This window comes from Streptomyces sp. NPDC085460 (assembly GCF_044541975.1).
Lineage (GTDB): Bacteria > Actinomycetota > Actinomycetes > Streptomycetales > Streptomycetaceae > Streptomyces.
On record NZ_JBITTO010000019.1, the window covers coordinates 1 to 19,286 of the forward strand.

Annotated in this window: 15 protein-coding genes and 1 pseudogene; 10 read left to right on the plus strand and 6 right to left on the minus strand. The window is 71.1% G+C overall.

Annotated elements, in window-relative coordinates; all coding sequences use genetic code 11:
• The 4 genes from ACIGHB_RS32550 to ACIGHB_RS32565 form a co-directional block, all read left to right on the plus strand.
• A partial coding sequence (locus ACIGHB_RS32550) for a HAMP domain-containing protein (protein ID WP_399918204.1) occupies nucleotides 1-2,025 on the plus strand: 2,025 nt, incomplete at its 5' end.
• A 7-nt stretch (nucleotides 2,026-2,032) separates the two neighbouring features.
• A complete protein-coding gene (pgsB, locus tag ACIGHB_RS32555; RefSeq protein WP_399918206.1) occupies nucleotides 2,033-3,634 on the plus strand; it encodes a poly-gamma-glutamate synthase PgsB in 1,602 nt (533 codons plus the stop codon).
• Nucleotides 3,635-3,686: 52 nt separating this feature from the next.
• On the plus strand, nucleotides 3,687-4,169 hold the full coding sequence (locus ACIGHB_RS32560; protein WP_388881596.1) for a poly-gamma-glutamate biosynthesis protein PgsC/CapC: 483 nt from the start codon (nucleotides 3,687-3,689) through the stop codon (nucleotides 4,167-4,169).
• Nucleotides 4,170-4,196: 27 nt separating this feature from the next.
• Nucleotides 4,197-5,279 (plus strand): C40 family peptidase, encoded by a 1,083-nt coding sequence (locus ACIGHB_RS32565; RefSeq protein ID WP_399918208.1) that lies wholly within the window; start codon nucleotides 4,197-4,199, stop codon nucleotides 5,277-5,279.
• 65 nt (nucleotides 5,280-5,344) lie between these two features.
• Here ACIGHB_RS32565 and ACIGHB_RS32570 read toward each other — a convergent pair whose 3' ends face one another.
• A complete protein-coding gene (locus tag ACIGHB_RS32570; protein ID WP_399918210.1) occupies nucleotides 5,345-7,612 on the minus strand; it encodes a Dyp-type peroxidase in 2,268 nt (755 codons plus the stop codon).
• A 342-nt stretch (nucleotides 7,613-7,954) separates the two neighbouring features.
• Here ACIGHB_RS32570 and ACIGHB_RS32575 point away from each other — a divergent pair, with 342 nt between their 5' ends.
• Nucleotides 7,955-9,919, plus strand: coding sequence for a galactose oxidase-like domain-containing protein (locus tag ACIGHB_RS32575; protein ID WP_399918212.1), 1,965 nt, complete (start codon nucleotides 7,955-7,957; stop codon nucleotides 9,917-9,919).
• On the opposite strand, the gene ACIGHB_RS32580 is transcribed toward ACIGHB_RS32575, so the two are convergent.
• Together ACIGHB_RS32580 and ACIGHB_RS32585 are read right to left on the minus strand one after the other, a co-directional pair.
• Nucleotides 9,814-10,203, minus strand: a complete 390-nt coding sequence (locus ACIGHB_RS32580) for a CHAT domain-containing protein (RefSeq protein WP_399918320.1) — start codon at nucleotides 10,201-10,203, stop codon at nucleotides 9,814-9,816. The genes ACIGHB_RS32575 and ACIGHB_RS32580 overlap by 106 nt on opposite strands.
• 496 nt (nucleotides 10,204-10,699) lie before the next feature.
• Entirely contained in the window at nucleotides 10,700-11,935 is a 1,236-nt protein-coding gene (locus ACIGHB_RS32585; RefSeq protein ID WP_399918214.1) for a cation:proton antiporter, read from the minus strand.
• Between the two features lie 217 nt (nucleotides 11,936-12,152).
• Here ACIGHB_RS32585 and ACIGHB_RS32590 point away from each other — a divergent pair, with 217 nt between their 5' ends.
• From ACIGHB_RS32590 to ACIGHB_RS32610, 5 genes are all read left to right on the plus strand, one after another.
• Nucleotides 12,153-13,475, plus strand: a complete 1,323-nt coding sequence (locus ACIGHB_RS32590; protein WP_399918216.1) for a DUF2254 domain-containing protein — start codon at nucleotides 12,153-12,155, stop codon at nucleotides 13,473-13,475.
• A 172-nt stretch (nucleotides 13,476-13,647) separates the two neighbouring features.
• A complete protein-coding gene (locus ACIGHB_RS32595; protein ID WP_399918218.1) occupies nucleotides 13,648-14,454 on the plus strand; it encodes a class I SAM-dependent methyltransferase in 807 nt (268 codons plus the stop codon).
• Between the two features lie 143 nt (nucleotides 14,455-14,597).
• Nucleotides 14,598-15,179 (plus strand): sugar O-acetyltransferase, encoded by a 582-nt coding sequence (locus tag ACIGHB_RS32600; RefSeq protein ID WP_399918220.1) that lies wholly within the window; start codon nucleotides 14,598-14,600, stop codon nucleotides 15,177-15,179.
• 10 nt (nucleotides 15,180-15,189) lie between these two features.
• Nucleotides 15,190-15,735: a TetR/AcrR family transcriptional regulator gene (locus tag ACIGHB_RS32605; protein WP_399918222.1), complete on the plus strand. Its 546-nt coding sequence runs from the start codon at nucleotides 15,190-15,192 to the stop codon at nucleotides 15,733-15,735.
• Between the two features lie 341 nt (nucleotides 15,736-16,076).
• On the plus strand, nucleotides 16,077-16,793 hold the full coding sequence (locus ACIGHB_RS32610; protein WP_399918224.1) for a nitroreductase family protein: 717 nt from the start codon (nucleotides 16,077-16,079) through the stop codon (nucleotides 16,791-16,793).
• Between the two features lie 131 nt (nucleotides 16,794-16,924).
• Here the strand turns inward: ACIGHB_RS32610 and ACIGHB_RS32615 are convergent, their stop codons facing one another.
• From ACIGHB_RS32615 to ACIGHB_RS32625, 3 genes and pseudogenes are all read right to left on the minus strand, one after another.
• Entirely contained in the window at nucleotides 16,925-17,986 is a 1,062-nt protein-coding gene (locus tag ACIGHB_RS32615; protein WP_399918322.1) for a glycoside hydrolase family 43 protein, read from the minus strand.
• A gap of 38 nt (nucleotides 17,987-18,024) precedes the next feature.
• A complete protein-coding gene (locus ACIGHB_RS32620; RefSeq protein WP_399918324.1) occupies nucleotides 18,025-18,159 on the minus strand; it encodes a hypothetical protein in 135 nt (44 codons plus the stop codon).
• A gap of 436 nt (nucleotides 18,160-18,595) precedes the next feature.
• Nucleotides 18,596-19,281 (minus strand): annotated as a pseudogene (locus ACIGHB_RS32625) (ribonucleotide-diphosphate reductase subunit alpha); the annotation flags it as partial.
• Nucleotides 19,282-19,286: the final 5 nt, after the last annotated feature.

A 19,286-nucleotide genomic window follows, 5' to 3' on the forward strand; every position in this document is an offset into this window, starting at 1 on the left:
GCTACCGCGGTGGGGGCCCTCCCGCCCGCCCGGGACCTGCGGCACCGGCGCCGCACATCCAAGATGGGCCCCGCCCCCACCGTCGTGGACCTGGAGAGCGGGGAGGTGCTCGCCGCGCGCGGCGAGCACCTCCCCCTCGGCTGGCTCGACCAGGACGTCCTCGTCGGCGAGCGGGCCCTGACGCCCCGGATGGTGCGGCTGGAGACCGGCGACGTCCGGCTGATGACCATGGCGCTCCTCGACTGGGCCGACCGGCCCCAGCAGCTGCTGATCGCGTCGAGCAGCCTCTCCGTGCCCGCCATCAACCTCGGCCCCTTCCGCAGCATGTCCGTGGTGGCCGAGGACGGAGAGGTGCTCGCCACCGCCGGATTCGAGCAGGCCGAAGCCCTCAACTCCGACCAGGAGCGCAAGGAGCTCTCCTTCCTCCACCAGCAGATGACCCGCCTCGCCGACCAGGCCGCGGTGCGGACGGAGGAGCATCCGGTCCGCGCCAAGGAGCCCGGTTCCCGTGGCTACCCGGGCGTCAGCGGCACTCTGGCCGGAGGCGAGTACAACGGCCGCGTCGCTCTCGCCGGCTACGCCTCCCTGGCGTCCGCGGACCCGGAGGACGAGCCGAGCGTGGCGGCGGGGCTCGGACTCACGGTCGTCGCGCTGCTGCCCGTGGTCGAGCAGCAGCCGGAGGAGCCCGGCCGCCGCCTCTTCGGGCTCGCGGCCGCAGGCGCGATCGTGCTGCTCGGTCTGGTCGCGGCCACCGTGCTGTGGACTACCGTCCAGCGGCCGCTGCTGCGGCTCTTCCTCGAATCGCGCCGCCTGGCGCGCGGGGATCTGAGCCGCCCGGTCGCGGTCCCGCGGCGAGGCGAGGCACACCGCGTCGGCGTGGCGCTGGAGCGCCTGCGCCGCCGGCTGAACGGCGAGGAGGAAGCCTCCGTCCCCACCGGGAGGGTCCGGATCGGGGCACGCGGACCGCTCGTGGTCACGGGCGTCCTGCTGCTGCTCTGGTGCGTGCCCGTCGGCCTGCTCCTGAACCGCACGGACGGGTCGGTGAGCGTCCCGGCCACCATGGTCAACGACCAGCGGGAGCGTACGGACCTGATCGCCGACCGGCTCCGCCGGGCGCTCAACGAGGCGCAGGCCGACCTCGTCTCCACCTCCCGCCTGCTCGGGGCGGGCGGCGACGACGCGGCCTCCCGTCTCCTCGAGGAGACGCTCGTGAAGCACCCCCGCTACCAGGCCCTCTCCCTGGTCGCCCCGGACGGTACCGTCACGGCCCGCGCCGGCGCCGAGCCCCACCCGTGGAGCGGCGACGAGAAGCAGCCGCTGGTCCGGGTGTCCGGTCAGGGCGGCAAGATGCCCGTCGTCCAGGCGGGAGCCCCCGTGCCCGACGGCGACGGGAAGGCCCTGGTCGGGGAGATCCGGGTGGAGTTCCTCAACTCGCTGCTCGCCCGGCCGGGCCTGGGCGAGGTCCGTGTCGTGGACGCCGCCGGACTGACCATCGCCGCGAGCGAGGGATTCCGGGCCTTCGAGGAGCTGCCCGGGGAGGCGCTGCGCGGCCTCGTCCGCGCGGCCGGGGTCCGGGTCGGCGCGGGGCCGGTGGAGAACGGGCTGCTCCTGCGTGAGGGCGGGCGGGTCACCGTGGCCGCGGCCGCCCCGTTCTCCGGCGGCGGCGTCGCGGCCGACATCGGCTGGACCGTCGTGAGCCGGCAGGACGCGGCCGGTTTCCAGATCACCCCGTACGAGCGCGAGGACCGCGGGGTCCTCGCCGGGCTGCTCGGGCTCGCCGCCGCCATCCTCAGCCTCGGCTGGATCCACCTCGTGGTCGTACGGCCGCTGCGGGCGCTGGCGACCGGCGCGGAGCGGCTCGCGGACGGCGACCTCAAGACGGTCCTGTACCCCCGCTACCACGACGAGGTCGGGGCGGTCGTCCGCAGCCTCGAACTCCTGCGCCAGCGGGCGCAGTCCCTCCGACACGACCAGGCCCGACGGTCCACGGACGCCCCGTCCGCGGCCGGCGCGGGCGGAAGGTGACCAGGCGGTGCTCTACCTCTACTTCGTCCTGCTGATCAGCTGTGTCTTCCTGCTGATCGCGGGCATCGTGGAACAGCGCAGGCACTACGCCGCCCTCCACGTCATCCCCGCCCGGGTCCTCGTCAACGGCATCCGGGGCAAGTCGTCCATCACCCGCTTGTGCGCGGGCGCCCTGCGCGGCGGCGGTCTCGTCACCGTCGCCAAGACCACGGGAACGGCGGCGCGGTTCATCCACCCCGACGCGACCGAGGAACCGGTCTACCGCAAGTTCGGCATCGCCAACGTGGTCGAGCAGATCGGCATCGTGCGCCGCGCCGCCGCCTACCGGCCCCACGCCCTGGTCATCGAGTGCATGGCGGTGATGCCGGCGCTGCAGGAGGTCAACCAGAGCAAGCTGATCCGCTCCACCATCGGCGTCCTGTGCAACGTCCGCGAGGACCACCTCGCCGAGATGGGCCCCACCCTGGACGACGTGGCCCGGTCTCTCTGCCGCTCGATGCCAGAGAACGGCATCTGCGTCACGGCGGAGAAGGAACGTTTCTCCATCCTGCAGGAAGAAGCGGACGCCCGGAACTGCCGCCTCGTCTACGCCGACCCCGACTCGGTCACCGACGCGGAACTGCGGGGCTTCAGCTGGTTCACCTTCAAGGAGAACGTCGCCATCGCCCTCGCCGTGGCCGAGCTCCTCGGCGTCGAGCGGCAGGTCGCCCTCCAGGGCATGTACGACGCCCCGCCGGACCCCGGCGTCCTTTCGGTGGAACGGTACGCGACCCCCACGGGAAGCCGCCTGGCCTTCGCGAACGTGTTCGCGGCCAACGACCCCGAGTCGACCCTGATGAACGTCAACCAGCTCCTCGACCTCGGCGCGATCAGCCGGCCCCTGAACGTCGTCATCAATTGCCGCCCCGACCGGGTCGAGCGCAACGGGCAGATGGGCGAGATCATCCCCGACCTGAAGCCGGACAACGTCTTCGTCATCGGGCATCCCGCCAAGAGCGCCATCGACGCCATCCCCGCGGACTGGCGGCACAAGGCGGTCGACCTCGGCGGCGAGCGCCGCCCCGCCGAGGAGTTCATGCCGGCCATGCTCGCCGCCATGCCCGACGGCTCCTCGCTTGTCGCCATCGGCAACATCCACGGCCAGGGCGAGGAACTGCTGGAGTACCTGGCCGAGCTGCCGGCCGACGACACCTCCGCCGCACTCTCTGAGGAGGTACCGGCCGAGCTCCCCGACCCGGGGGACGCACAGGACCCGTCGACGGCCTTCGCCCCGCCGGATGCCGCCTCGCCCGCCGCGTACACCTCGCACCCGACGGCGTACGAGGAACCCCGCGACGACGTCCACACCTTCGAGTTCCCGCGCCCGCGGATCCCCGCGCGGGGCACGGAGGTCCCGCATGCGGCACCAGCGTCCGTACCGCTACCGGCGTCCGGACCCGTACGGGCGTCCGGACCGCCGCCGACGCCTGTTCCGCCGCCGGCGTCCGTTCCGCACGAGACCGGCGCCACGGTGCGGCAGCAGCCCGCCGAGCGGCCCGACACGCCCGAGTCGTTCGGCTGGTTCCAGCCGCAGGCCGACGGGGACGAACCGCCCCGCTCGCGCCCGTGACCTCGCCGCCGCCCTCCCGCCTCCTCTCCCGTACCCGCGCCCGGAGCCCCCGTTGACCACCGCCGCACTGACCCCCGAGATGGCCGCCCTCGGCATCGCCATCGGGCTGCTCTTCTCCCTCCTGTGCTACCTGACCACCAACCTCTCCCCGGGCGGCATGATCACTCCGGGGTGGCTCGCCCTGACCCTCATCGAGGACCTCCAGCGGGCCGCCATGGTCGTCGGTGTCACCGCCCTGACCTACGCGGGCACGAAGCTGATGCAGAAGCTCGTGATCCTCTACGGCAAGCGCCTCTTCGCCGCGGTCGTGCTCCTGGGCGTACTGCTCCAGGCCACGGTGATGATCGTCCTGTCGATCGAGTTCCCGCTCCTCTACGGAAACCAGACCCTGGGCTTCATCGTCCCCGGTCTCATCGCCTACCAGCTGGTCCGCCAGCCCAAGGGTCCCACCCTGCTGGCCACCGGCACCGTCACGCTGACGGCCTACATCGTCATCGCCGCCGGCCTGCTGCTCGGCGTCATGCCCGCGGTCTGAGCCCCGCCGAGAAACCGAGGAAGAACCATGCCAGGGAAGAAGAAGTCCCGCCCCGTCCTCTCGGGCCTCGTCGTCCTGGGGCTCGTCGCCACCTCCGGCTACCTCACCCTCGAACTCCGCAAGCAGGAGGAGCGCGGCGCCACCGAGGTCCGCAACGTCGGCGTCCTCGACGGAACAGGCGGCAAGTCCACCGGGGCGACGACCATCACCACCGCCGAGCGGTGGACCCGGCTGGAGAACCCCGCGCGCAGCGTGCTCAGGGGAGCCGACGGCCGGGTCAAGGCCGTCCTGACGGACGGCGCCCGCACCGCGACCCTCAAGGGTCCCGCCCGTACCTTCGCCGAACCGGCCGCGACCGCGTCCAAGGTCTCCACGACCGACTGGGTCCGCCTCATGCCGAAGCCCTGGACCAAGGACGCCCAGAACGCCCGGTGGTTCAAAGACTGGTACGCCGAGAACGCCACCAGCAAGAAGGACGACGTCTTCGCCGTCGCCTTCCAGTACATCGCGGGAGCCCCCCAGCGCAAGGACGCCCAGGGCCTCGTCATCGCGGGCGACGCGCAGTTCGGCCCCCTGAACACCTCCGGTACCCGGAACGGCGACCTGCGCCTCGAACAGTCCGACTTCTACGACTTCCTCGGCACGCCCTACCCCTTCCGGGACGGCACCGTCGGCGCACCCGAGACCATGCGCGCCCGCTCCCTCGACTGCTCCGGCTACATCCGCATGGTCTGGGGCTACCGCGCCCGCTACCCCCTGATGTCCTCGGACACCGCGGGCGACGGCCTGCCCCGTACCGCCAACGGCATGGCCCGCTCCGGCGAGGGTGCGGACATCCTCCCCCTCACGGGCATCACGGCCGGGGACCGCCCCACCACCATCGACCAGCTCCAGCCGGGCGACCTCGTCTTCTTCAAGCTCGACACCCGCACGGGCAACCGGCTCGACCACGTGGGCATGGTCCTCGGCCACGACACCGAAGGACACCTGATCTTCATCTCCAGCCGGGAAGAGGTCAACGGACCCACCATCGGCGACATCGGCGGTGTCTCCCGCCTCGACGGCAACGGCTACTACGCCAAGACCCTCCGCAGCGCCAAGCGCCTCTGAACCGCGCGTGGTGGACGGCCGAACCGCCACCGAGCCCCGGGGACCGAGCCCCCGGGGCCGGGTCGTCAGCCCGTCAGGGACGTCCACAGGGTCAGCGGGCGGTCCTCGACGGTGATCTGGTCCTCGTGGCCGCGGCCGTCGCGGATCACGATGATCCGGTACTTGTCCTGGTGGAACACCCAGAACAGGCTCATGCCGTTGATCCGCTGCATGTCCGGTACCGCGAGGAACTCGTCGACCCGGGTCACCCCGGCGAGCGATCGCCACAGGTCGAGCCCGCGGTCGCCGCGTTCGATGACGTCCTGGTGAGCGGCGCCGTCGGCGACCGAGACGAGCCGGTAGACCTGGGTGTCCACCAGGGAGTGGAACACCCAGTACCAGCTCTTGCCGTTGACCCGTTGCAGATCGGGTACCGGTAGGAAGGCGTCGACCCGTTGCACGCCGGCGAGCGACTGCCAGGCGCCGAGGGAACGGTCGGGGCGGTCGATCCGGCCGGCCCGCTCGGGCGGGAGGCCGGTCTCGGCGCCGTCGGCGATCGAGATGAGCCGGTACACCTGACGGCCCGCGACGGTGTGGAACAGCCAGTACCGGCTGCGCCCGTTGATCCGCTGCTCGTCCGGGACGGGCAGGATCGCGTCGACCTTCGTCACCCCGTCGTAGCAGGGCCAGGCGCTCAGCGGCCGGTCGGGGCGCTCGCGCACGTCCGTGTGCGCGTCGCCGTCGGCGATGGAGAAGGTCCGGCAGACCGGAACGCCGTCGTTGCCCGTCCCGTACGCCCAGTACCAGCTCTTGCCGTCCGTCCTCTGCAGGTCGGGGATGGGCAGGAAGGCGTCGGTCGGCCGGACGGCGGCGGGAGGTTGGTCGGTGAGCCGGCCGTCACCGAGCAGGCGCAGCAGGGTCAGTGACGGCGCGAAGGCGTAGACGGAGCCCTCGGTCACGACGAACTGGCTCAGGGTCAGGGGGGTGGTCTTGCCGGGCGTCTCGAAGCTGAGCGTGCCGGCGGCGCCGACCATGCCGTCAGGGCCCGGCTTGCTGGTCCGGTTGGGCGGGAAGTCCGGGCTGTCGATCCACGCCCGCTGGATGAACTCGAACTGCTGGACGAGATCGGACTGGTAGCAGACGAACAGCAGGCCGCGCTTCTCGTCCGGCCCGCCCGGCCCCTCCGACGCGGGGTCGAAGGGCGCGCCGTACGGGGCGCCGCGGCGGATGATCCGGCGGCGGTCCATCACCGGGTTCTCGTCGAACGGGGGATCGCCCGGCCTTTCCTGGAGGCCGTCGCGCGGGTTGGTCTTGCGCAGGTGCGAGAAGAGCGGGGTGATGAAGCCCTCGGGGTCGTTGCGGAAGCCGAAGTCGTTGTCCTCGCCGGACAGCGCGTTGGAGGGCCGGTCGGCGTGGGGACAGGTGGCGACGGGCGTACCCGAGCGCCATCGGCCGACGAGGCGGGCGGCCAGCCATTCCACGGTCGCCTCGGGCGGCACCACCTTGTCCTTCTTGAGCGCCTTCAGCTGTGTGGCGACCTGGGACCAGAAGCCCGGGACGTCCTGGCCGAGCCGGCGTACCACCTGGAAACTGCCGTGGTCGGCCCACGCGGGGGTCTCGTGCGGGACGCCGCCGACCCGGTCGAGCCCGACGACGAACTCGCCGGGCGGGATCAGCCGGGTGCCGGGGTGCCCCTCGACGTACTCGGGCCTGACCGGGTCCGGTGCGTCGAAGCCGATCACGCCCGGCTCGCTGACGCCGTCCTTGAAGCCGAAGTGCTCCTTGCCCCTCCGGCTGCCGGGAAGCGTCGCGGCGTCCTGCTGGAACACGATCACGATCTTGCTCGCCGCGCACGCCTCGCGCTGCTGTCTGACCGTCGCCTGAAGGTCCTGGACGGTGTCGGAGGCGATGGTGAGCACGGCGTGGACGACCTGGCCCTTGCCGTCGCCGAAGAGCCACAGCTCCGGCGAGCTGTCGCCGGTGTCGCCGATGGCCCGCTTGTCCGAGCCCTGCTTGAACGCCTCCAGGCCGCTGCCCGGCCTGACGGAGGGCAGCGGTTCCTTCCCGATCAGCTCACGCAGGCCCGCGTAGGTGAAGCTGACGTTGATCCAGGTCGCCTTCAGCGACTTGGGGTCGTCGCCTTCCGACGCCTTCCGGGCCTTGCTGAAGGCGGCGTTGAACGTCGCGACCTGCCTCGTCGTGGAGATCTGCGGTTCCAGCGACTTGACCCAGGTGCGCGCCCTCGCGGCGTCCTCGAACGCGAGGAACAGCAGGGTCACCTGGTCCTTCTTGAAGCCGGCGATCACGTCGCCCTGGATGTCGTCGCTGTCACGCAGCTCGAGATCGTCCACCATGCTCTCTCCAGAAGATCGACACCTCCGCGACGGTTGCGCAGAGTAGTGAAAGACTTGCGCGTCTCTGTATGCCCTTCCAGGAGGAGCTCGGTGGATTGAGCCGTCCGCCGCCTCCCTGCCACCCGTTTGTCGCCGTAACGAGGCAGGTCAGCTGCTTTCTGAGGGGGCGTCGTCGCGGGGGTCACCCGCCTGCGTGTCTCCGGATGACAGCTGGATATCCCGCCGCGAAACTGAAGATCGTCACCTTACGTAACGGTTCGGTGATTCCGGCTCGGCCCCAGTCCCCCCGACCCCACCGGTCGGAAGCGGCCGTGTCCGCATCCTCCCCAGGCAAGGAGTCCGATGTCCCGCAGGAATCCACCTCCGCCCCCACGCCGGAAGCTCGCCACGGTGCTCTCGCTCAGCGCCGCCACGGCGATGGCCGCCTCCATGGCCCTGACGTCGGCAGGCCCCGTACGCGCCCACACCGGCCCCGGAGAGGAGGGCGACGCCTTTCCCTACGCGCCCGCCTCCCGGGCCGCGACCGCACAGGTCACCCTCGACAAGGACGAGGCCGCGACGCTCGGCGAGGAGCACGCCGAGGAGCACGCCCGTACGCGCATGGCCCTGGCCGACGTCGGCGAGTATCCGCAGACCACCAGGACCGAGCGGCTCAAGGCACTGACCGCCTCGCAGGCGAAGCACAACGCGTCCTTCGACGCCGCCGAGTTCGGCCGGTTCCGGGAGTACTTCCAGTCCCCGGACTTCGCGGCCCACATCGCGCTGCTCCCCACCGGCAAGGTCCTGCTGTTCTCCTTCGAACGCATCCAGGACAACCCGCAGAAGGAGCCCGCCCCCACCGACACCATCGGCAAGGAGAACGCGGGCCGCGCCTGGATCTGGGATCCGGCCAAGGGCACCGGAGCCGGCGCGTTCACCGAGAAGAAGCCGCCGGTCATCGACATGCCCGACGGCAAGAACGAGCCCCGGCCCGCCCCGTTCTTCTGCGCCGGTCACTCCTTCCTGCCCAACGGCATGCTCGGCGTCTTCGGCGGCAACCTCGGCGGCAACGGCGGCAGCGGCGCCAAGCTGTCCCTGGTGTTCGACCCGTGGACGGAGCAGTGGTACCTGAACCAGGACATGGCCGTCGGCCGGTGGTACCCGACCGTGGTCACCGGCGCCGACGGCCGACAGGTGATCATGTCGGGCCAGTCGGAGCTCGGCTGGGGCACGCCCACACCGCTCGTCGAGCGCTTCCCCGCGGCGAACCATCCCGTGCCCTTCGACAAGGCGGTCAAGCCGATCGGCTGGGCAGTGGACCGGCTCAGGACCGAAGCCCCCTTCAAGTGGGACTACCCCCACCTGTTCTCGCTGCGCGACGGGAAGATCTACGGTCTCGGCCGCTCCGTCGACCAGCAGTGGATCTTCGACACCGCCGCCGACACCCGGACCGACCTGCCGAACCGGCCGGACATCAACAAGCACAAGCCCGGCCCCGACGGCGGCGAATGGCGGCGCAACTACGGCTCCGCCGTCCCGCTGCCCGCCGGCTTCCGCGGCCCCGACTCGGTCCTGGTCCTCGGCGGCGACCGCGACGACCCCAACACCTACCGGCTGGCCGGCGGCAAGTGGAACACCGAGAAGCCCCGCGCCCTCGGCCGTACGCAGGACGACACCCTGCTCCTGCCGAACGGCAACCTGCTCACCGTCAACGGCGCCTTCGACATCCGCGACTACGGCAACGGCCCGTACAACCCCAACGCCGACCTCAAGTACCGACAGGTCGAGCTGCGCGACGAGAACGGCGACTGGAAGCTCGGCCCCGTCCAGCGGCTGCCCCGCGGCTACCACTCCAACGCCGTGGTCCTCCCGGACGGCCGCGTGATGGTCACGGGCGACGAGCTCCAGCAGCTCGCCAACGACCCCGACATCACCGACAACAACTACGGCAGCATCGAGATCTACGAACCGGCCTACCTCCACCAGGGCAGCCGCCCCTCGCTCGGCCTGATCTTCAACCCCAGCGTCGGCTACAACGACAAGATCACGGTGAGCACCAGCACGCCCGGCGAGGTCACGCGTGCCGTGCTGCTGGCGCCGACCACCGCCACCCACTCGGTCAACACCAGCCAGCGCCACCTCGAACTCCGCATCAAGAGCCGCGGTGGCAACTTCCTGGAGCTCCAGGCCCCGCCGAGTGCCGCCGCCGCCCCGCCCGGCTACTACATGCTCTTCCTCCTCAACGAGGAAGGCGCACCGAGCACGGCCGGCTGGGTCCAGCTGAAACCGACGGGAGCCGCCTCCGCCGACGTGAAGGCGCGCGATTGACATCGGGCGGGCTCAGGCGCCCATGTGTCCGGGTGTAGAAGCCCGCTCCACAGGGTGGCGACCACCTGCCGGTAGCCGGTGGTCTGAAGGGCGTGGGCGAGTGTGATCGCCTCATCGGGCGCGTCCACTCCTCCGGTGGCCGTCGCGCAGGCGGACAAGTAGGCGCGTTCCCCAGGCCCTTCGGTCCTGACGGTGGCGAGTTCGGCCACCGTCAGGACGCCGTCGTGCAGATACAGACCGGCGCGGGACGGCTCCCCGCAGTCCTGGCTGCTGTGGCAGGCGATGTGCGTCTTCGATCAGCTCATCCCACGCGCGGGCCGGTGCCGCGCGGTGGTCCGCGGCGTCGTGGTGCTCCAGCCAGGCGGAGGACGACGCGAGGTCCGGTGAGGGCGTACCCGCGAGAGAACCGTCGGCGAGGGGACTCGAAGGCGGCGGGGCGGGGGCTCCGATGCTGTCGGGTGCGTCCAGGACGTGACGGACCCGCTCCAGCCGGGCCGTCGGCACGGGCAGCCGGGCCGCCCGCTGCCAGGCCGCGATCGCCTCGACCGCAGTGCCTCGACTTCAGTGCCTCGATCGCGGGTGCGCTGGTGGCGCGCGCACAACAGCTCGGCGAGCGCTGACAGGTGGCGGCCGTACCCGGGGCTTCCGTCCGGTTCCGCGGCCACCGCCTCCCGCAGGACGGCTCCGCTTCCCGCGCGTCACGAGCCGCGCCCGTGTGCTGGTACCGCCGGCGCAGCGCCGTACCCCGATTGGCCAGGCACATCGACCGCTCGGCGCGGGTCACTCGCGTGGACGATCCAATCGGCGGATCGCGGGTGTCGCGGCGGCGCCGTGGAACACGACGGACAGCAGGACGGTGAAGGCGACGATCGCCCAGAGCTCTTCCGCCTGTGCGTCGAAGTCGTCGCTGTGGCCGAGGACGTAGGCGAGGTAGTAGAGGGAGCCGATGCCTCGGATCCCGAACACGGCGATCATCAGGCGTTCACGCGGCTCGGTGTCGCTGCCGAGCAGACCCGCGTACCCGGCGGCCGGCCGGATCAGCAGGATGAGGAGCAGCCCGAGCAGCGCGCCCTGCCAGGTGAGGGAGGGCAGGCCGTGTGCGACGAGGTAGACGCCGAGCAGGAAGAGGAGGAGGGCGGTCAGGAGGCGTTCGATCTGTTCGGTGAACTCGTGCAGGACCTTGTGGTAACCGTGGCTGCGTTCGGCGGCCCGGATGGTGCAGGCGGTGACGAACACGGCGAGGAATCCGTAGCCGTGCAGCAGTTCGGCCGCGCCGTACGCCACGAACGTGGCGCCCAGGGCGACGAACCCCTCCATGTGCTCGGACAGGCGCAGCGCCGGGGGCCGTGCGTGGAAGAACATCCACCTCAGCAGCCGGCCGGTGAGGATGCCGATCACGACACCGATGGCCGTGCGGGCCAGTACGTCGACCAGGAGCCACTCCGCGGTCCAGGACGCCGTCCCCGCCGGCGCGGCGGCGAAGGCGAGGGCGCCCAGGACGAAGGGGAAGGCGAGTCCGTCGTTCAGCCCGGCCTCGGCGGTGAGGGAGAGCCGGACCTCGTCCTCGTCGTCCGGATCGTCGGTGGGCTCGCCCACGCGCACCTCGGCGGCCAGCACCGGATCCGTCGGTGACAGCACCGCCGCGAGCAGCAGGGCGGCCGCCAGCGGCCACTCCAGGAGCATCGCGGCGGCGGCACCCAACGCCGCGATCGTGAGCGGCATGCTGATGCCCAGCAGCCGCCACGGTCCCGCCCACCGGCGCAGGCCGACAGGTCTGTTCAACGCGAGCCCCGCACCCATCAGGGACACGATGACGCACAGCTCCGTGGTGTGTTCCACCCACAAGCGCGCGTCCACGGGGTCCACGGCCGGCACGGGGAGGAAGCCGAGGAGCATCCCCGCCGCCAGGAACACCATCGGCATCGACAGCGGCCTGTGCAGCACGAGCCGGGGAACCACCGCCGCGCCCAGAGCGGCGATTCCCGCAGCCAGGTACACGGCGTCGGACAACGTCACGTGTCCCATCCTGTCCCAGAAGCCCGATTCGAACCCGCAACCACGTCGGTCACGGAGCGCCGACGGCCGACGTGCCGCCGGCGGTCGTGATCCGTGGGACCCGACGGCGCTCTCTCGCGTCCACGAGGCCCCCCGCCGCCCACCGTGAGCGACACGCCACCGGCCGCCGCCCCACGGGAGCCGGTCCGACCGCCCCGGGTGCACCTATCGTTCCGCCATGAGTGACATGGTCGTGGCCCGGGCTCCCTCCCTCCGCATGCTCCTGTCCCGCTTCAGGCAGCACCTGCGCGACACGTTCTGGCTCGCTCCGGCTCTCGCGATGGTGGGGGTGTTCCTCATCTGGCTGGCAGCCGCGGAACTCGACTCGCTCGTCGTGGAGGAGCTGAAGCAGAGCGGGGAATTCGACATGCTCGTGGAGCTGCAGAGGTTCACCGACGATGCCAAGGGTGTCGTGAGCACGGTGAGTTCCGCCATGATGACGTTCATCGGCGTCGTCTTCAGCATCTCGCTGGTCGCCGTGCAGATGGCGAGCGGCCAGCTCACACCCCGGGTGGTGCGTCTCTTCGTCCGCAGCAGGATCACCAAGGCCACCTTCGCCGTCTTTCTCGCCACGTTCGTCCTGACCCTGCTGGTCCTGTCCTCCTACGACAGCGCACCTGACCCCAGCGCCCTCGTCAGCGTGCCGCTGGTCCAGTCGGTGCTCACCCTCCTGATGGTCGCCCTCAGCCTGCTCCTGTTCGTCCTCTACGTGAACGCCACCCTGCGCCTGATGCGGGTGGGCCACGTCGTGGCCCGCATCGCGGACGAGGCGCAGAGGGCGATGGCCCACCTCCCGGAGACGACCGACCGGGAGGCGGCGGACGCCCTTCCCCGATCCAGGGTCCTCGTCCACGAGGGCCGGGCGGGCGTCCTCCAGGGCGTGGACACGGCCCGGCTCGTGGCCCTCGCCCGCAAGCAGGGAACGGTCCTCCGTGTGATCCCCCGCATCGGCGACTTCCTCGTCCCCGGCACACCTCTGCTGGCCGTTCCGGACGGCTCCACGGTCTCCCCGGGATCCATGCGTCACATCGTGTCGGTGGGAGCCGAACGCACCGTGAACAGCATGGACCTGGGCTTCGGCCTGCGCCAGCTCTCCGACATCGCGCTGCGCGCCTTGTCCGCGGCCGTCAACGACCCCACCACCGCCGTTCAAGCGCTGGACCGCACCGTCCAGCTGCTGGCGGTGTTCAGCCGTCTGCCGCTGGGAGCAGCCGTCCACAGGGACCGCTCCGCGGAGGTCCGGCTGCTGCAGCCGCTCCCCACCTGGACCACCCTCGTGGATCTCGGCTTCGCCGAGGTACGCGTGTGCTGCGCCGGCAACCCCCAGGTCTCCCGTCGCGTGCTCGCCGGCCTCGACGACCTTCTCAGGGTCACGCCCCCCGACCGCCACCCCCCGCTGCGCCGCCACAGGGAACTGCTGAGCGAGAACGTCGGCAACGCGGCACAGACAGATGCCGATCGAGAGTTCGCCCTGAGACCGGACCGGCAGGGAATCGGCTGACCGGCGACAGACTTCCGATACGGATCGCCCCTGACCTGATCTCCTCCCCGTACCGGCGCAGGCCGTGCTGCGTGTCCGGAAAGGGCCGGCTCGACCCGTGGCGCCGTCGACACGGGGTGTCCCGGCCGTCACACTTGCCGTGGAGGTGACGCCTGTGGCGGAATCGGTGGACATGCGGGCAACCGTGCGGGAAACGTATGGGCCGGCCGACCTCAGCTCGGTTCCGGTCTTCGCTGGAGGCTTCATCAACTTCGGGTCCTGGAGTGCGATCGACCTCGCCGGACCGATCTCGGTCGACGATCGTGTCCGCAGCCAGCAGGACTTGTACCGGCGTGTACTCGACGCGGTTGGGCCGCTCGACGGCAGGAGGGTGCTCGAGGTCGGCTGCGGGCTCGGCGTCGGGTGCGCGCTGGCGCTGCGCGAGTACGAGCCCGCACACATCACGGGCATGGACATTCACCCCCAGCAGCTGGACCGCGCACGCAAGACCAACGCGGCACTGCTGGACGCCTCTCCGCCGAAGCTCGGGTTCGTCCGGGGCGCGGCGGAGGACATGCCCCTCGGGGACGGCGAGTTCGACCGCGTGTACAGCGTGGAGGCGGCGCAGCACTTCGACGACCTGGTCGCCTTCGCCCACGAGTCGGCGCGGGTCCTGGCCCCCGGCGGGCGGGTCGCCGTCGCGAGCTTCTTCACCCCGGACGACGACCCGGCCCACGGCGCCCGACTCGCGGATCTCCTCGCGTCGTACGCCGACGGCCTGGACATCGCCCGCCCCGTCACCCTGCTGGCGGAGGCGTTCACCCGGGCGGGTCTGACGGACGCGCGGGCGGTCTCCATCGGCCCGGAGGTGTGGGAGGGCTGGGACCGCTGGCTGTCGGACCAATGGAAGCCGGGCACGTGGCCCCGGAACTTCCTGAAGGCGTACCGGGAAGGCGCGCTGGACTACTACGTCGTCACGGCCTTCCGCGCCCCAGGCTGACCGCTCGGTCGGGCCACCCGCCTCGCGGGCAGGCCCGACGAGGGTCGTCAGCGTGCGCGGAACCCGGCTGTGCCCGACGTCGGCGAGATGTCGGCACGCCCCCGAGTGTACGTTCGTACGCTCTACGGGGTATCGTGGTCGTCATGCCGACGGACTACTTCGCGCACGACCCCCGCACCAACCTCGAACGCATGCTGGCCGGGGACCTCTACATCGCCGACGACCCCGAGATCGCCGAGCGGCAGCAGCGCGCCGTGCGTCTGGCCGCCCGCTACCAGGCCGCCTACGTCGAGGACGCGCGGGCCGCCGAGCCGGTGCTGGCCGAGCTGCTGGGTTCGGTCGGGCCTGAGGCGCACGTACGGCCACCGCTCCACGTCGACTACGGCAGCAACATCACGATCGGCGCCCGCACGTTCGTGAACTTCAATCTGACCGCGCTGGATGTCGCGTCGATCGTCATCGGCGAGGACTGCCAGATCGGTCCGAACGTGCAATTGCTGACCCCCACGCACCCGTTGGAGCCGCAGCCGCGCCGCGACAAGCTGGAGGCCGCGCGGCCCATCACCATCGGGAACAACGTCTGGCTCGGCGGCGGCGTCATCGTCTGCCCCGGCGTGACGATCGGGGACAACAGCGTGATCGGCGCCGGCGCGGTCGTGACCAAGGACATCCCCGCGAACGTCGTCGCCGTGGGAAGCCCCGCACGGCCGATTCGCACCCTGTGAGGTACGGCGCGTGAGCACCGGACACACCGACCCGCAGCGCCGCGAACGCATCCTCGTCGCCACGCTCGACCACGTCGCGGAGGAAGGCGTGGCCGGGGTCTCCCACCGCAAGATCGCCACCCGTGCGGGCGTTCCCCTCGGCTCGATGACCTACCACTTCAGCGGCAAGGACGAGCTGCTCCGTGAAGCCTTCACACGGTTCGCCGACCAGATCGTGGCCGTCTTCGAGCGGTACCTGAGCGGGGCCGAGACCCCTGAGCAGGCCCGGGAAGCCGTGACCGACCTCGTCCACGCGGTCTCCGAGGGCGCGCGGCGCGACCTGGTCCTGGCACAGGAGCTCTACACTCTCGCCGCCCGGCGCCCGGAGTACCAGGAACTGACACAGGCGTGGATGCGCCGCAGCCGCGAGCTGCTGGAGCGCCACTTCGACCCGGACACCGCCCGCCAGCTCGACGCTCTCATCGAGGGCCTCACACTGCACCGCGCTCTGGACAACGGCCAACCGCACCCCCGCGCCCTGACCGCCGAAGCGGTCCGGCGCATCACCACGGCCTGACGGCCGCCACCCGACCGGCCCGTGGGGCGCGCACCTGACAGCGCGCGCCACGGGCCTCCGCGCGCCACGGGCGATCGCGCCCCTCGCGCTCCACGGGCCCTTCGCCCGCCACGGGACCTTCGCGCCCGTCGCGCTCCACGGGCCCTACGCGCGCCACGCGCAGAGCGGCGCGCATGCTGGGGGAGGCCCGGCGGTCGACGGAACGGTAACGACGCCGATCCCGACCGCTTGGACCACTGAACCGACCGCAGAGGGAGGCCCCTTCCCGTGTCCGCCCGGCACGGCGCCGGACACGGGCACGCCTGTCGTCGGACCGGCGACGGGGTCTACACTCCGCGACCATGATCGATCTCACGCCCGCGAACGGCGATCCGCGTCTCTTCGACATCATGTCCACCATGCGTGCCATGCGCCGCATCAAGCCCGACCCGGTCTCGGACGAGCTCGTCGAGCAGCTCGTGCAGGCCGCGGTCTGGGGTCCCAGCGGTGGCAACATGCAGCGCTTCGAGTACGTCGTCGTCACCGACCGGGACGTCATGGCCCGTCTCGCCCCCTTGTGGAAGCGCTGCGTGGACGCCTACCTCGCGACGACGGGCGCGCTCGCCCCCGCCGGGATGGACGAGGCGGCCTACGGCCGGATGGTCGCCGCGATCGAGTACCAGCGTGACCACTTCGCCGACACCCCCGTACTGGTCATCCCCTGCTACCAGTTCCCCGCGCCGAGGGTGACCGAGGAGGGCTACCTCGCTTCCGCAGAGGCGCTCGGCCCGGCGGCGACCAAGCGCATGATGGAAACGCAGGAACGATTCATGGCCCTGGCGGAAGGATCCTGCGTCTACCCCGGCGTACAGAATCTGCTGCTCGCCGCCCGGGGCCTCGGCCTGGCCGCGAACATCACCATCTGGCACCTGATGCTGGAGGAGGAGTGGAAGGACGCCCTCGGCATTCCCGAGGACATGCGCACCTTCGCCGCGATACCCGTCGGCTGGCCGATGGGCAACTTCGGCCCCGTACGCCGCCGTCCGGTCTCGGAGGTCGTACACCGCGACCGCTGGTAGCCCAGGAGCCCGACACGACACGCACCGATCCGCCCGCGATTCCGAAGCAGGGAGCCGACTGCTTCGGTCCGTCGGCTCCGGGCGAACGGTGCGCGTCCGACCCGAGGAGAGCGCGGGCCCTCCCACGGGCGCTACTCGAAGAACTTCAGACTCCACCCGGTGTCGGAGGTCGGTCCGGGGACGTTCGCGCGGCGGTAGGTCGTGTCGCCCCACCAGCAGAAGGTGCCGGTGTACCAGTAGCGGTTCTCCCAGGCGTACGGGGTGCCCTTCGGTACGGCGTGGAACATGAGCGGGAACCGAGGTCCGGCCGGCGGGCTGGTGGCGATGTCCCCGTCGAGCAGGACGAAGGTGTGGTGGCCGGGGCCGTCGACGTGGAGGGTGGGATCCCAGCCGGCCATCATCGTGTCGCGGTGGGAGCCGAAGAGGCAGCCGTTGGACTTGTACCAGTCCCAGACGTGCGTGGGGTCGCCGCCGGCCCGGAGCCGCAGGTCGGCCAGGCAGTAGCTGTCGCTCCAGCTGCCGTTGGCGGAGTAGACGATGTGCAGCCGCCCGTCAGGGTCCTTGACGGGTTCGGGTCCCTCGTTGATGTACGGGTCGCCGACGACCCGTTCCCAGCTCTCGCGCGGCTGGGAGATGACGTACCGGGCGCCGGTGGCGGTGGTGGGACTGCTCATGCGGGCGATGTAAAGGTTCTGCTCGACGTCGGTGTCGCCCGCCCATCCGGACCAGACGAACCAGCGCTCCCCGCCGTAGGTGAACAGGGTGCCGTCGATGGCCCACTTGTCGTCCGGGAGGGCGAGCCGGGTGGCGGAGGTGTATCCGCTGTCGGGAGCCGTCGAGCTGATGACGTACATACGGTGAGCGGCGCCCTCGCCGGCGGCGAAGTAGACGTAGTAGCGGCCGCCGTCGCGGACGATCTCGGGCGCCCACACCTCGCCGAGCCCTCCGCTGTCGGTCCAGACGGTGTGGGCGGGCGCGGTGGCGAGTCCGGCGGTGGTGGCGGCCTGGCGTACGACGATCGAGCCCCCCGCCGCCTGGACGGCGACGTACGTGGAGCCCACCCGGAGCACACTGGGATCGGCGGCCCGCAAGAGTGTCTGCTCCGCCGCGACGGGGGCGGCGAGCAGAGGGAGGAGCAGCGCCAGGACCAGGGGCAGGACCAGGACGAGAGCCGGGACCAAGGGGATGGGCATTTCGGATGCCTGTCGAGCACGACTCATGATGGCTCCCGTCAGCGGATCGGCGCGTTGTACAACGACGTATCCCGCGTGGCGAAACTCCGGGGGAAGCCGTCCGCCTCGGAGACGTGCCAGTCGGCGTCCGGCTGGACGAGGGCGACGCGACCGGGCGTGGTCTCGGCGAGCACACGCGGAGCGAGCGTAGTCGTGACCGCGACCGTGACCGTGACCGGGACCGGGACCTCGGCGGGCGCGCCGCCGGCTTGGCCCTGCACTGGAACTCGGAGGTAGCAGAGGCCCCGAGCACACGACAGTGTCCTCCCAGCTCAGTGCGGACTTGGCCCCGTACCGCACCCGCCCGATTGCCCCCCGCCTCCAGTCAGCTGAGGAAACCTTTCGGCAGCTACAGTCGTAGCGGCCGAGAACGTGACCGGAGTTGAGGAGGGCGCATGCCCACAGCAGTGCAGGTTCGGCGGACCGGAGGCCCGGAGGTGCTCGAGGTCGCGGAGGTGGCGATCGGCGCGCCAGGCCCGGGTGAGCTCCTGGTCGACGTGGCGGCTGCGGGTGTGAACTACATCGACACCTACCAACGGGCTGGGCTTTACCCGGTCCCGCTGCCGTATTCTCGGCGCCGATCTCGTACGCGTCCTGGAAGTACTCCGCGTTGTCGTCGTCCAGGTGCGGTGCCGGGTAGTAGACGCGGCCGAGCTTGCCCTCCTTGCGGATCTCCACCTTGGCGGCGACCGGGTGGATGAAGGCGGTGGAGTCGTTGATGTAGCTGATGGACCCGGTGGGAGGGACAGCCTGGAGGTACTGGTTGTAGATGCCGTGCGCCTGGACCGCCCCCTTCAGCTCCCGCCAGTCGTCGCGTGTGGGAAGGGGGATCCCGGCTTCCGCGAAGAGGCCCCGTACGCGTGCGGTTGCCGGCTCCCAGGTGCGGTCGGTGTACTTGTCGAAGTACGAACCGTCGGCGTACGCGGAGCCGGCGAAGCCGTCGAACGCCGTTGCGCGCTCGATGGCGATCCGGTTCGAGGCGCGCAGGGCATGGTAGGCGACGATGTAGAAGTACATGTCCGTGAAATCCACTTCCTCCTCGCTGCCGTAGTGGATGCGCTGCGAGGCCAGGTAGCCGTGGAGGTTCATCTGACCGAGGCCGATGGCGTGGGACAGGTCGTTGCCGCGGGCCACGGAAGGCACGGCGCCGATGTCGGACTGGTCGGAGACGGAGGTCAGGGCGCGCACCGCGGTCTCCACCGTCGCCCCAGGTCTGGGGAAGCCATGGCGGCGGCGATGTTGAGGGAACCGAGGTCGGGAT